Below are 13,516 nucleotides of genomic sequence, written 5' to 3'. Positions count from 1 at the left end.
CGGGCTCCGAGAACCGCTCCTTCCCGGGCCCCGTCACATCTTTCGAAGGGACAGGTCGTTATGGCGTCGAAGGACGAGATCCGGGCCAGTCATCGGGCCAGGCGTGCCGCATTGACACGTGCCTCGCTGGACAGCGCCGGGGTCGGCATCGCACGGCATGGACTCGCTTGGGCGTCGCGCCTGACCGGTGGCCTCACGGGCACCTTCGCGGCCTATCTTGGCGTGGGTTCAGAGCCTCCCACGCTACCGCTGCTGGCAGCCCTGCACGGGGCGGGGCACCGGATCCTGCTGCCGGTCTGCGAACCCGAACTGGTGCTGAGCTGGGTGTACTGGACGCCTGACTCGGAATTCGCCCGCAGCCGCTACGCTCCGATCCAGGAGCCCGGCGGGGAACGCCACGACACAACCGTCATGAAACACACCGCCGGCATCTTTCTACCGGCCACGGCGGTCGACTTTTCCGGCAACCGGATCGGCCAGGGCGGCGGCTACTACGACAAGTTTCTGGCTGCTTTGTCCGATGTCTTACCCGCCAGGAGCGGGACGTCCGACGGCGGGCCGCTGCCTTCCCTGCCGACTGCCGCCATCGTGTACGACTCCGAGGTGCTGCCCGCCGGCAGCATCCCGGCGCAGTCCTTCGACCGGAAGGTGGCTGCCGCCCTGACCCCGGGCGGTTTGCTCCGGCTGCAGCAATAGGGCTCGCGGGGACCCCCGGCCGGGGTGATAGAATTAGCACTCAGGCCCTGCGACTGCTAAGGGAAGGATCCGCCGGTCACCAGATCGGCAGCGATCCTGACCGGACAGCCCGGGACCTGCTCGTTTGTCCCAGAGGAGGATTTCCAGTGCCCACGTATGCATACGCCTGCAAGGACTGCAGCCACGCCTTCGAGATCGTGCAGTCGTTCACCGACAGCTCCCTCACGTCCTGCCCCGAGTGCCAGGGGACGCTTCGCAAGAAGTTCAACAGCGTCGGCGTCGTCTTCAAGGGTTCCGGCTTCTACCGGACCGACTCCCGCGACGCCAAGGGCAGCACAGTCTCGCCGTCCCCGGCTCCCGCCCCGGCAGCAACTCCCGCACCCGCCGCCGCTTCCGCCAGCTAGGCATAAGCTTCGGGGTCCGCTTCCGCCAGCTAGGCGCACGCGTTACGGCCCGCTTCCGCCAGCCGGGACCGCCTTCGAGGCACACGGTCTCGGTGGTTTTCCACATAGCCGCAACCGCGTCCGCGAGGCGTCCGCCTCCAGGCTTAGCCTCGGGGTATGGCCACACTTTCAGCCACCGGGCCGCCCTTTGGCATCATCCCCGCGGCTACCATTCCTGTCTTTCGCGGCGCCTTGCGACCGCCATCGGTTCTCGGCATTGGGCGTTCCGTAAAGCGCCGCCCACGACGGCCCAACTCCGGAAGCCCTCCGCACGGAGCTGGACGCGCTGTCCGGCCGTCTTACCGGAGGCGGCTGGGCCGGTGGCTGGCCCGGCACCGACGGCTGGCGGTGGCGCTCCTGCTGAGCGTGGCCGCCGGTCTCACGGTTCAGGAGCTAACGCCAGCCCCTGCTGACACCGTCCCGGCCCTCGCCGCGGCACGGGACCTTCCATCCGGAAAGACCCTCGCCCCGGACGATCTGAGCGTGCTGAATGTCCCCCGCGGACTCGTTCCGGCGGGCAGCTATGGCAGCACCGATTCCCTGCAGGGCCAGCAACTGGCTGTGGGCCTGCGCAAGGGCCAACTTCTCTCCGAGTCCCAGCTCCTGGGACCAGGCCTGCTGGCGGGAAGCCCGCCCGGATCCGCAGCCGTGCCGCTCCGGATGGCGGATCCCGCCTCAATCCAACTGCTCTCCCCCGGACAGCTCGTCAACGTGGTGAAGACGAACGGCAGCGGCTTTGACCAGCCGGCGGCGTCCGAGTTGCTGGCGGCGGCGGTGCCGGTGCTATGGACCTCCGGGCACGGCGACGGGGCGAACCCATGGCTGGCGACCGGGGAGACCGACGGACTTCTGGTCGTGGCTGCCGATGCCGAACAGGCGCGTCGTCTCGCCGGTGCCTCCACGCAGGGAAAGCTGTTCTTCGTTCTCGTGGGAGCAGCCCCCGGTTAGGAGATTCGCCCGGCCACGAGGTTTACCAGGTCACGAGGTCCGCCCGAGGCGGCCTGCGGCGCGGGAGCGCGGCCGGAGCATCCTAGCCCCAGTGCGGGGGCTTTTGTTCCTGAAGCCACGAGTCGTGGTCGTAGCCGCCGGGTTCGTCGCCCCAGCGCCGCGGATCGTCTTCGGCGGCCTTGTTCGGCAGCACGCCGGCCGGGACCGCCGCCGCTGTGGCCGCCAGGGGTGCGCCGCCCTGGCTGCCCCGACGGGATTCGCCACTGGTCTGCACTTCGTCATTGTTCCTGATGTCGCCGTCCGCGTTCATGCCTCCGGCCTCCTGACTGCCCTGATCTGTTCTGTCGTGTTTCGCGCTGTCCGGCTCGCCCTGCGTATTTCCGGACGGGACCGGCCTCGCCGAGGCCTGCGCTGCGTTGACGGCCAGGTTCTCGACGTCGTCGTCGAAGAAACCCGGTGACGCCGGCTTCCGGTGCGTCGCGGTCGGTTTTTCCAGGCCCAGGTATCCGCCGATGCGGTCGGCGCAGGCCGAAGGATCGGTGAAGACCTCTATGGTCCATAGTGGCATGTAGCGCCAACCGAGTCGCTCCAGGAGCTGCGGGCGGAGCCTGCTGCGTTCACGGACAGTCAGCCGGCGGTACTGCTCGGTGCCGTCAGACTCGATCGCCACCGGCCGGGGAATCTCTGCGTCGTCCTGCCCGAGCGTGCTCAGCGGATCGGCGGCGGCCACCATGTTCAGTGCGCCGTCGTACTGGTGCCAGACCCGGGCACCCCTGGCCCGCAGCCGGTCACCGAGGTCCGCCACGAGCGGGTCAGCTCCGAGGGCCTGTTCGCTGGCAGCCGCCCGCGATGCCGGGCTGCCGAGATCGGAGTTGCCCGCGATTTCGCGGTCCAGAAGCTCGTAGAAGTCGACCGCGCCGTGGCTCAGCCGGGTCACGTCGAGATCCTCGGGACGGAAACAGCTCAACACGTGCAGGGAACGCCGTGCCCTGGTCATGGCGAGGGCGAATTTGGCCCGTCCGCCCTCCGCGGACAGCGGGCCCAGGCTGTGCAGCGCGCGGCCGTGCGGGGTGCGGCCGTAGCCGGGCGAGAAGATCACGTGGTCGCGGACCAAACCCTGGGCGCGTTCCAGGTCCACCACCCGGAAGGATTCGTCGCCGGCGGTGAAGAAGCTGGCCAGCAGCGGATAGTTGGGCAGCTGCAGCCGAATGGACTCGCCGATCCGCGCGGCATGCCGGAGACTGCCCGTGACGACAGCCAGCGACGTGCGTGGCCGAAGCCGGGCGTGCTCGAAGACGAGCTCCACTGCCCGGTTCACCTCGGCGACCACCGATTCGACGCCGTCCTGGTCTGCGCTGGGCAGTCCGGTGCCGCCAGGCAGGTACTCCACCGTCAGGGCGCGGTCCAGCCCGGTAGCGGACTGGCCTTCCGGCAGGCGGCGCAGGCCGCCGTCGTAAAAGCCCCTGCTCAGCTGACGCACGAGGTCTTCATCAACGGCGCGGTAGATGGTCCGCAGGTGCCAGGCGGGCAGCACGGCGGCCAGCGCCTTGAAGGCGCTCTCCACGCCTTGGTGGGAGCTCTCGCCGGCGGCAAGCCGCTCCACACTGACCGTGAAGGTCCGCGGGCTGGCGATCCGGTCGTCGCCGAAGGCGATGACCTGGCGGGCGCGGGCGATGGCCGGCAGGACGGCCTGCAGCGAAGTTGCCTCGGCATCGAGGATGACCACGGCGTCGAACCGCTGCTCCACCGGCAAAACCGCTGTCAGGAGATACGGGCTGACCGACCATACCGGCACTAGCATCGGCAGAAGTTCCGCGGCCTGGCCGGTCAGGGCCGAAAGCGTTACCCGGCCGTCCTTGAGCAGGCTGCGCAGCAGTTCGGCCGGGCGCGGGTGCTCCGCGACAGCCGCCCGCCAGCGTTCGGCAAGAGTCCAGCGGAGCCGGGCCGCACCGCTGGCGATGTGGGCGTTGTCCGCGAGACGGTACTCGGCTTCCAGCTGACGCAGGGCGTCGCCGTCGGACATGGCCAGGTAGTCGTCCCCGCTGATCATGGCTTCCAGCGCCGACTGCCACCAGGCGAGCTCCAGCTCGGCCGCCACCGATTCGGCGGGCACCTCGCGCTCGGCAAGGTCGGTGAGGAGTTCGCCGAGGCCGTGCTCGCGCATGTTCTCCACCAGGAGCGTCCGCTCCGGCAGGGTCTCGAGTGTCCCGGTGTCCGCCACCAGCCGTCCCAGGCGTTCCATGAGTTCTTCGTAGGGCGTGCGGTGCAGATCGCCGCCGGCGGCAGTGTGCCGGACGGCCTGGCCCAGCTCGGCCAGCTCAGATTCCAGCTCGCGGTACAGGGCAATGATTTCTCCGAGGCCGGACGGGACCGCCGGATGGCGCTGCGTCGTGGCGTAGTCGGACCAGGCGGACCGCTGCTCCTGGACCAGGGCCAGGGAACTGTGCAGGTCGGCGATGTGGACGCCCGGCCTGACGTATTCCTTCGCGACCCTGCGCAGGCGGGAGCGCTGCATGGACGGCATCTCGATGTTACGTTCGCGCCGCCAGGAGGAAGCGGCGGTGGCGGAGATCAGGTCGTGGACAGGCCGGTCGAAGATGTCCGGGGTGAACTTGTCGAGGCTTTCGCGCACCGCGACCAGCAGCTCAATCTGGTCGCCCCACTCGGCAAACGTGCGGCCCAGTCGGATCTCGGCGTGTTCGGCGACACCGTTCATCCGGTCCCGCAATTCCGGCAGCTTCCCGGCCACGGAGCGGGCGACCTGCTGGGCTTCCTGGGTTTCCTTGCGGGTGAGCAGGCGGGCCCCGTGCCAGGGACTCGTCGTCGAGGCGCGGCTGAAGCTTCCCAGCTCGGCCGCCCGGCGGAGCCGTCCGGCCAGTTCCTCGCGGTCGCGGATGCTGTCCAGCACGCTGCGCTTGAGCCGGACGGTCGTGGCCGGTGCGGGCTGGATGGAGGTCAGTTCGGCCAGCGACTGCATGGCCTCATACGGCGAGCAGCCCCAGCGCTGGCGGATGTTGTGCAGCGAGGCAACGTGGTCCCGGAGGGCGTGGCGGTGCTCGATCAGCGTGCTGTGCAGGTTGCTGAGCTGGGGTTCGAGGGATTTCTCGTTGCGCACGATGGCGCGGACCAGCTGGCCCTTCAGCTGCAGGGGCGTGGCGTTGCCCGCGAGCTGGAAGAGGATGGAATCCAGCCCCAACGTGTCCAGCTCCGCGGAAATCCCGGCCAGGCTGGCACGCCGGTCCCCCACGACCAGGACGGTCTTGCCCTGATCGACGAGGGCACCGATGGTGTTGATGGCGGTCTGGGTCTGGCCGGTGCCCGGCGGGCTGCTGACGACGAGCGAGTCCCCGGCACGGACGGCGTCGATGACGTACTGCTGGTCGGTGTCGGCGTCGAGCAGCAGCAGTTCATCGGCGGGATCCCGATCGTCGGTGCTCGGGAAGCGCCCGGGTTTGAGCTCGGGAACCTCCACCGCCGCACCGCCGGCGGCACGCGCCAGGGCGGCCACCAGGGGATGGTTCTCGTTGATCCACGGGTCCTCAAGGCTTCCGGAGAGGTCGGCAAAAGTGGAGACCAGCAGGTTGTGCTCTACCTCGGCGCCGTGGATCGGCTGGATGAGCGTGCCGAGGCGGTCCAGGACCGGCTGCGGATCGAAACGGGCGGTGCTGTAGGCCATCCGGGTGACAGCGTTGACATCAAAGACGATCCCGTGGACCGTCTTCAGGTGCCGGACCAGGGCGGGGTTGATCTTGGCCTGTTCGGTCAGCTGGAGTTCGTAGTCGTCCTCACCGGGGCGGACCGTGAGGGAGATGGCGGTCAGCATGACCGGAGCGGAGATGCGCTGCGGCTTGCCTCCGACGGCGGACGTCCAGACGACCGTGCCGGCCGAGAAATATCCTGCATCGATGCCGCGGTCGTTGGTGAGTTCGAAGATCTTGGACCGCAGGTTGCGGGATGCCCGCGCGGCGACGACGTACTGCTGGTGGTCACGGATCAGGGTGGAGAGCCTGGTGCGCCGGCCGGCCATCAGCTGGGCCAGGCCGGAGGGATGGGCATGGGTCAGGTCAATGGAGCCTTCGGGCGTTTTGGTGAACCGCAGCATGGTATCTGCTCCGGTGACGGGCTTGAGCCCCGACAGCCATTTCCTGAGCTCCTCGGAGCCCTCGGGGTGGCCTTGACCAACTGACACTGCTGCCTTCTTTTCTGTGCTCGCGTATTCTCTGCTCACGTTTTTTGTGCTCGCGCGGGACGTTCTGGACCATACCGGCATGCTTTCGAGGGTAGCCCGAATCCGACGCGGGTGAGAGTCCGCAACACTGGCGGGGCCCAAATTCGACGCGAATTCACCGGATCACAAGCCCCCCGCCCAGGCGGCCGAACAGTTCCCCGGCAGGGATGGCCCGACAGACGCAAAGTGGCCGGTCTCTCGCGGAGACCGGCCACTGGCTAGCCCGTTAGCGGGCTATTCCCATTCGATGGTTCCCGGCGGCTTGCTGGTCACGTCCAGCACCACGCGGTTCACGCCGTCCACCTCGTTGGTGATGCGGTTGGAGATCTTGGCCAGCAGATCGTAAGGCAGCCGCGACCAGTCCGCGGTCATGGCGTCCTCGGAGGAGACGGGGCGCAACACGATCGGGTGGCCGTAGGTGCGGCCATCGCCCTGGACGCCGACGCTGCGGACATCGGCCAGCAGGACCACGGGCATCTGCCACACCTCGTTGTCCAGCCCCGCAGCGGTCAGTTCCGCCCTCGCGATGGCGTCCGCCTTGCGCAGCAGGTCCAGCCGCTCCTTGGTGACTTCGCCGACGATCCGGATCCCGAGGCCCGGTCCGGGGAACGGCTGGCGTCCCACGATTTCCTGCGGCAGGCCGAGCTGGGCGCCGACAGCGCGGACCTCGTCCTTGAACAGGGCGCGCAGTGGTTCAACGAGTTCGAACTGCAGGTCTTCCGGCAGGCCCCCGACGTTGTGGTGGCTCTTGATGTTTGCGGCACCTTCGCCGCCGCCGGATTCGACGACGTCCGGGTACAGGGTGCCCTGCACCAGGAACTTGATTTTTTCCCCGTGCGCGGCCGCTTCGGCGATGATCGCCAGCTCCGCTTCCTCGAAGGCGCGGATAAATTCGCGGCCGATGATCTTTCGTTTCGTCTCCGGGTCGCTCACGCCGGCGAGGGCAGTCTGGAAGCGCTCCTGCTCGTTGGCGACATACAGCTTCACGCCGGTCGCAGCCACGAAGTCACGTTCGACCTGTTCCGCTTCGCCTTCGCGCAGCAGTCCATGGTCCACGAAGACACAGGTCAGCTGGTCGCCGACGGCGCGCTGGACGAGGGCGGCGGCGACGGCGGAGTCAACACCGCCGGACAGGCCGCAAATGACCCGGGCATCGCCGATCTGTTCGCGGACCCGCTCGACCTGCTCCTCGAGGATGTTGCCCGCGGTCCAGTTCGGTTCCAGGCCGGCGCCCTTGAACAGGAAGTTCTCCAGGACCTGCTGGCCGTAGGCGGAGTGCTTCACCTCGGGGTGCCACTGCACGCCGTAGAGGCGCTTCTCCTCGTTGGCGAAGGCGGCGACGTCGGCTCCGGCGGTCGTGGCGAGGACCTCGAAGCCTTCGGGGGCCTCGTGCACCGAGTCGCCGTGGCTCATCCAGGTGCTCTGGTGCTGGGGCATGCCGTCGAGGATGGAGCGGCCCTCGCCGATGGTGGTGGTCTCGGTGGCGCCGTACTCGCGGAGTCCGGTCTGGGCCACTTTGCCGCCGAGGGCGTTGGCCATGGCCTGGAAGCCGTAACAGATGCCGAAGACCGGCACGCCCGCCTCGAACAGCTCGGCGCCGACGCTCGGGGCGCCTTCGGCGTAGACGCTGGAGGGCCCGCCGGAGAGAATGATCGCGGTGGGGTTCTTGGCCAGCAGTTGTTCGGTGCTGTAGGTATGCGGAACCACTTCCGAATACACATTCGCTTCCCGGACGCGGCGGGCAATCAGCTGCGCGTACTGGGCACCGTAGTCAACAACCAGCACGGGCCTGTGGGACGTCTGGGATGCAGTGGGAGTAGTCACCGTCCTAGCCTACTTTGCGGCACCGTTTGCCCGCACCTTGAGACGCCGGCCCCGGGCCGGAAACGGCCGCCGGGTAAGCGAACTCACACGGGAGAACGACGTCGGCCGGCCGGCAGCCCGCCTCGTGGGCAGATCAGGGCCTTTTGGTGGTCCGCATGCGCCCTGATCGGCCCACGGAGTGCCCGTCCGGCGGGCCAGGCAGGCACCTGGTACCGGCTCAGCAGCGCTGCGTGGGCGCTCAATAGCGCTGCGGGGCCTGCGGGTTGGCGGCGAGTTCGGCCTCGACCTCGGCGTGGAACTTCCTCTCCACGAAGAACGACAGGAACGGCACCACGCCGCCAAGGGCCAGGAGGATCATCTTCGCGAACGGCCAGCGCATCAGCGACCACAGGCGGAAGTTGGACATCAGGTACACCACGTACATCCAGCCGTGCACAATCAGGACCGCGACGGAGAGATTCACCCCGCCGATGACCCCCGGCGGCTCGGCGTCGGCGAATCCGAGGCCGAAGTTTTCACCAGTGACGGCGTTGGTTCCGCCGGCGAAGAGGTACTGGCCGAAGGCGTACCGGGCGATCAGTTCGGCGCAGAGCAGCAGCAGCATCGCGCCGGTCATGTACGCGAGCACTTTGTAGAACCTCAACGCCGACCGGATCTGGGCCTCGGTTCCGCCGAAGCGCCGCTTCTTGCCGCGCGCACTTCCGGTTGCGCTGGACTGCTGCCGGACAGCCGGCTGGGGCTCGATCATGATTGCACTTTCGGTTCGGAGGTTTGCGGTTCGGAGGGGTGCGGTTCGGAGGCGTCAGGGTCCGGGAGTCGCCGCGCCTCGGCGTCGTGCTCCTCGTCCAGGGCATCTTCCAGCCCCCGGCGGTAGTCGTCCTTGACCAGGCGCCACCAGATGAACAAGGCGAAGCCGGCGAACACGACCCACTCCGCGGCGTAGAAGAGGTTCAACCAGTTGACCTTCTCGGCAGGGGGCTGCGGCCCGATGTCCAGGGCCTTGATCTTCCCGCCGGACGCGGCGGCGCTGACATCCGTGCCGCCGGCCAGTTCGGAGCTGGCGGCGACGAAGCCGGGGTAGCTGCTGATTTCCCAGACGTTGATGAGTTCCGCCACGGACACGGCGCTGGCCCGTCCGGGACCGGCGTCGGTGTCCGGCAGCGGCGCTTCGGAGGGCAGCAGCCGTCCGGTCAGTTCAATGGTGCCCGACGGCGGGGCGGAAGCGTCCGCGGGGTCAGTGACCCAGCCGCGGGCAACCGGGATCCAGGTCTGCGGCGACGCGGCGGCTCCGGTCAGGACGGGGGCGTCATTGAGGGCCAGGGCCGAAACGATCCAGTAGCCCATGGCGCCGTCGTTCAGACGGCCAGGCACCAAGACCTGTTTCTGCGGGTCGTAGCTGCCGGTGGCGGTGACGACCTGGTCGGCGATCGAACCTGGGAAGAACTCCCCGGGCCGGAGCACCGTGACCAGGGGTTTGGGTTCCTCGGTGGTGGTGGCGACCGTGACCTCGGGCTGCGTCGAGCGGCCGAACTGCCACTGGCTGAGCAGCACAAACACCCCGGAAACGACGATCGCGAACACCAGTCCTGCGATCCAGCGGGGTTTGAGGGCAGTTTTCAGCACCCCTTAACCGTACTTCGTCAGCGTGTAGAACAACGAAACGGCTTCCGGGACCCGAGTGGGCAGCAGGTCCCTGCGGGGCCGCGGGGTCCCTGCATGTCAACGGCGTCGACACGAAAGAGCCTGCCCCGATCCTTAATGGTCGAAGAAGACCAGGCTGGAGTTGATGAGTTCCGCAATCACTTCGGCGTCGTAGGCCCGGCGGAGGGACTCGCGGAACGATTCCTTGGACAGGGACCGGGCAAGGGTCGCCAGCACTTCAAGGTGCTCGGAGAAGGAGCTGGCCGGGGTTGCGATCAGGAGGACCACCGTCGCGGGCCCGTCGGCCGCGCCGAAGTCCAGCGCCCTGCCGTATTTCGTGACGCCGACGGCGATCGAGGTTCGGGAGACGAACTCGCTGCGGGCATGGGGCAACCCGATGCCGCCCGGCAGACCGGTGGCCAGCTGGTGTTCGCGGGCGTTGACGTGCTTGAGGAATCCTTCAAGATCCGAAATGCGCCCGGCGGCGTGCATCCGTTCCGCCAATTGGGTGGCAGCGTCGACCTTGTCGGCGGCGTCCATCTCAAGGATCACCATTTCGGGGGTGGTGAGCTCGGCGTCATACCGGTCCAGTGGTTCCGCCAAGAGTCATCCCTTCGAAGTGGCGTCAGTGCGCCGGCAGGCTCGGGGTGAGGCTGCCGGCGGACGCTCCCGTCAACGCAGCGGAACGATGTCCTCGACGCCCAAACGTGCAGCATCAGCGGATTCGTCGTCCGGCTGCTCCTGGCTGAGCCGTTCTGCGTCGACCCGGGCCAGGTAGTGCTTGATTTCGCCCTCGCGCTGCGCATCGCTCCAGCCGAGGACATCTCCCATCAGTTTAGCGACTACCGGTGCGGCGGACACACCGCGGTCCCAGGCCTCGATGGAAATCCGGGTCCGGCGGGTCAGCACGTCCTGGACATGCCGGGCGCCCTCGTGCGTGGCGGCGTAAACGGCTTCGGCGGCAAGGTAGTCGTCCGCGCCGGGCAGCGGTTCACCCAGTTCCGGATTCTCGGTGATGAGAGCCAGCACCTCGGGGGCCATGGATCCGTAGCGGTTGAGCAGGTGCTCAATCCGCGCCACGTGGACGCCGGTCTCCTCGGCCATCCGGTTCCGCCTGTTCCACGCGGCCTTGAATCCGCTGGCGCCCAGCAGCGGAATGGACTCCGTGCAGCTGGGCGGCACGCGTTCGTCCATGCTCCGGGTCGCCTCGTCGACGGCGTCCTTGGCCATCACCCGGTAGGTGGTCCATTTGCCGCCGGCCACCACAACGAGTCCGGGGACCGGGTGGGCCACGATGTGTTCGCGGGACAGTTTGGCCGTGGAGTCGTTTTCGCCGGCCAGCAACGGGCGCAGCCCGGCGTAGACCCCTTCGACGTCCTCACGGGTGAGCGGGCGCTTCAGGACCTTGTTCACGTGCTCAAGCAGGTAATCGATGTCCTTGCTCGACGCGGCCGGGTGGGCCTTGTCGAGATGCCAGTCGGTGTCGGTGGTGCCGATGATCCAGTGCCGGCCCCAGGGGATAACAAACAGGACGGATTTCTCGGTCCGCAAGATCAGCCCAACGGTCGACTGGAACCGGTCCCGCGGGACCACGAGGTGGATGCCCTTGGAGGCGCGGACCTTCAGCTGGCCGCGGTCGGTGACCATCGCCTGGGTTTCGTCGGTCCAGACCCCGGTGGCGTTGATGACCTGTTTGGCTCTGATCTTGAAAGTGGCACCATCCTCGTGGTTGACCACTTTGGCGCCCACCACGCGTTCGCCCTCCCGCAGGAAGTCGACGACGGACATCTGGTTCACCGCATGGGCCCCGTAGTGGGCCGCGGTGCGGACCAGATTGGCGGTGTACTTGGCGTCGTCGACCTGGCCGTCGTAGTACCGGATGGAACCGACGAAGGCGTCGTCTTTGAGGCTCGGCGCGGCCCGAAGCGTCCCCCGCCGGCTCAGGTGCTTATGGAACGGCACGCCCCGGCGCTGTCCGGTTGAGATGGACATGGCGTCGTACAGGGCGATGCCGGCGCCGACGTAGGGCCGCTCGAAGAAGGGCTTGGTCAGCGGGTATAGGAAGGGAACCGGCCGGGCCAGATGCGGGGCGAGCGCCGAGAGGATCAGCCCGCGTTCGTGCAGCGCCTCCTTGACCAGGGCAAAGTCGAGCATCTCCAGGTAGCGGAGGCCGCCGTGGATGAGCTTCGAGGAGCGGGAGGAGGTGCCTGCGGCCCAGTCATTGGCCTCGACGATTCCGACGCTCAGGCCGCGCGTGACTGCGTCCAGGGCGGTTCCGGTGCCGACGATCCCTCCGCCGACAATGAGGATGTCCAGTTCCTTGCCCGGTTCCGCGGTGCCCCTGAGCACCGCAATTGACGCTTCACGTTCCGCGGGCCCCAGGGCACCGCCGGCCTTGGAAGAACCGCCGGGAAATCTGTTCATGTCACGCCTCCATCCGGATCACAGCTCGTAGTGCACCACACTACTTCCAAGAGCCCCGGATGGGCAGGGGGCGTCAGTTCCCGGCGTACGGCGAGACGACGACGTCGACGCGCTGGAATTCCTTCAGGTCCGAGTAGCCGGTGGTCGCCATTGAACGGCGCAGCGCACCGATCAGGTTGGACGTTCCGTTGGTGTGGTGACCCGGCCCGAAGAGGACCTCCTCGAGGGCTCCGACGGTGCCGACATTGACCCTGTCACCGCGGGGAAGTTCAAGGTGGTGGGCTTCCTGGCCCCAGTGCCAGCCCTTGCCCGGGGCCTCGGTGGCGCGGGCCAGGGCACTGCCGAGCATGACGGCGTCGGCGCCCATGGCGATGGCCTTGACGATGTCGCCGGAGGATCCCATGCCGCCGTCGGCAATCACATGGACGTACCGCCCGCCGGACTCATCCATGTAGTCGCGGCGGGCCGCTGCGACGTCGGAGATGGCGGAGGCCATGGGCGAGTGGATGCCGAGGGCGCGGCGGGTGGTGCTCGTGGCACCGCCGCCGAAGCCGACGAGCACGCCGGCGGCGCCGGTGCGCATGAGGTGCAGGGCCGGGGTGTAGCCGGCGGCTCCGCCGACGATCACCGGGACGTCGAGTTCGTAGATGAACTGCTTGAGGTTCAGCGGCTCGTGGTCCTTGGAGACATGCTCGGCCGAGACGGTGGTGCCGCGGATCACGAAGATGTCGACGCCGGCGGCCACCACGGTCTTGTAGTGCTCCTGGGTCCGCTGCGGGGTGAGCGAACCGGCAACAGTGACGCCCGCGGCGCGGATCTCCGCGAGCCGGGTGGTGATCAGCTCAGGCTGGATGGGGGCCTGGTAAAGCTCCTGCATACGCCGGGTGACGGCGGGGCTGTTGGTCTCGTCCTGGAGTGCGCCAATCTGGTCCAGTACGGCCTGCGGATCCTCATATCGGGTCCAGAGGCCTTCGAGGTCGAGGACACCCAGGCCGCCAAGACGGCCCAGGGCGATGACTGTTTCCGGCGACATGGCCGAATCCATCGGCGCCGCGATGACCGGCATGTCGAACTTGTAGGCATCGATCTGCCAGGCGACCGACACATCCTTGGGGTCACGGGTACGTCGGTTGGGGACGATCGCAATGTCATCCAGGGAGTAGGCACGACGCCCACGCTTGCCACGGCCAATCTCAATCTCGTAAGTCACTGCTCTAGGTTATCCCAGTGAACGCACGCGCCGCCGATGGCCCGCGGCGGGCACTCGTCCCGTCCGGCCCAGCGAGACTGCGCAGGCGCCGGGGTGGGCGCC

Annotated in this window: 10 protein-coding genes; 3 read left to right on the top strand and 7 right to left on the bottom strand. The window is 68.0% G+C overall.

The features are described from left to right. The first annotated feature begins 60 nt into the window (after positions 1-60). The 3 genes from AC50X9_RS10255 to AC50X9_RS10245 all read left to right on the top strand — a co-directional run bounded on the left by AC50X9_RS10255 (position 61) and on the right by AC50X9_RS10245 (position 2,087). Positions 61-696: a 5-formyltetrahydrofolate cyclo-ligase gene (locus tag AC50X9_RS10255; protein ID WP_494893120.1), complete on the top strand. Its 636-nt coding sequence runs from the start codon at positions 61-63 to the stop codon at positions 694-696. Between the two features lie 146 nt (positions 697-842). Next, a complete protein-coding gene (locus AC50X9_RS10250; protein ID WP_494893118.1) occupies positions 843-1,100 on the top strand; it encodes an FmdB family zinc ribbon protein in 258 nt (85 codons plus the stop codon). A gap of 387 nt (positions 1,101-1,487) precedes the next feature. After that, positions 1,488-2,087 (top strand): RcpC/CpaB family pilus assembly protein, encoded by a 600-nt coding sequence (locus AC50X9_RS10245; protein WP_494893116.1) that lies wholly within the window; start codon positions 1,488-1,490, stop codon positions 2,085-2,087. Positions 2,088-2,169: 82 nt separating this feature from the next. On the opposite strand, the gene AC50X9_RS10240 is transcribed toward AC50X9_RS10245, so the two are convergent. The 7 genes from AC50X9_RS10240 to AC50X9_RS10210 form a co-directional block, all read right to left on the bottom strand. Continuing rightward, positions 2,170-6,357: an AAA family ATPase gene (locus AC50X9_RS10240; RefSeq protein WP_494893114.1), complete on the bottom strand. Its 4,188-nt coding sequence runs from the start codon at positions 6,355-6,357 to the stop codon at positions 2,170-2,172. 192 nt (positions 6,358-6,549) lie between these two features. Then, positions 6,550-8,139, bottom strand: a complete 1,590-nt coding sequence (gene guaA / locus AC50X9_RS10235) for a glutamine-hydrolyzing GMP synthase (RefSeq protein WP_494893112.1) — start codon at positions 8,137-8,139, stop codon at positions 6,550-6,552. 238 nt (positions 8,140-8,377) lie between these two features. After that, positions 8,378-8,887: a DUF3817 domain-containing protein gene (locus tag AC50X9_RS10230; RefSeq protein ID WP_494893110.1), complete on the bottom strand. Its 510-nt coding sequence runs from the start codon at positions 8,885-8,887 to the stop codon at positions 8,378-8,380. Continuing rightward, positions 8,884-9,762, bottom strand: a complete 879-nt coding sequence (locus AC50X9_RS10225; protein ID WP_494893108.1) for an SURF1 family protein — start codon at positions 9,760-9,762, stop codon at positions 8,884-8,886. Before AC50X9_RS10225 ends, AC50X9_RS10230 begins: the two co-directional genes overlap by 4 nt. 132 nt (positions 9,763-9,894) lie before the next feature. Further along, the gene (locus AC50X9_RS10220) at positions 9,895-10,383 is read right to left on the bottom strand and encodes a PTS sugar transporter subunit IIA (RefSeq protein WP_494893106.1); all 489 of its coding nucleotides are present in this window, start codon (positions 10,381-10,383) and stop codon (positions 9,895-9,897) included. Between the two features lie 69 nt (positions 10,384-10,452). Beyond that, a complete protein-coding gene (locus AC50X9_RS10215; RefSeq protein WP_494893104.1) occupies positions 10,453-12,204 on the bottom strand; it encodes a glycerol-3-phosphate dehydrogenase/oxidase in 1,752 nt (583 codons plus the stop codon). A 73-nt stretch (positions 12,205-12,277) separates the two neighbouring features. After that, positions 12,278-13,414 (bottom strand): GuaB3 family IMP dehydrogenase-related protein, encoded by a 1,137-nt coding sequence (locus tag AC50X9_RS10210; RefSeq protein ID WP_494893102.1) that lies wholly within the window; start codon positions 13,412-13,414, stop codon positions 12,278-12,280. Positions 13,415-13,516 lie beyond the last annotated feature (102 nt).

It is taken from the genome of Pseudarthrobacter sp. HLT1-3, assembly GCF_059383535.1.
This window is presented reverse-complemented; position numbering and strand designations above follow the sequence as displayed.

Bases quoted from the DNA above. Each gene is read 5' to 3' on its own strand.
- AC50X9_RS10255 (WP_494893120.1), top strand. From the start codon at position 61: ATGGCGTCGAAGGACGAGATCCGGGCCAGTCATCGGGCCAGGCGTGCC.
- AC50X9_RS10240 (WP_494893114.1), bottom strand. From the start codon at position 6,357: ATGCCGGTATGGTCCAGAACGTCCCGCGCGAGCACAAAAAACGTGAGC.
- AC50X9_RS10230 (WP_494893110.1), bottom strand. From the start codon at position 8,887: ATGATCGAGCCCCAGCCGGCTGTCCGGCAGCAGTCCAGCGCAACCGGA.
- AC50X9_RS10215 (WP_494893104.1), bottom strand. From the start codon at position 12,204: ATGAACAGATTTCCCGGCGGTTCTTCCAAGGCCGGCGGTGCCCTGGGG.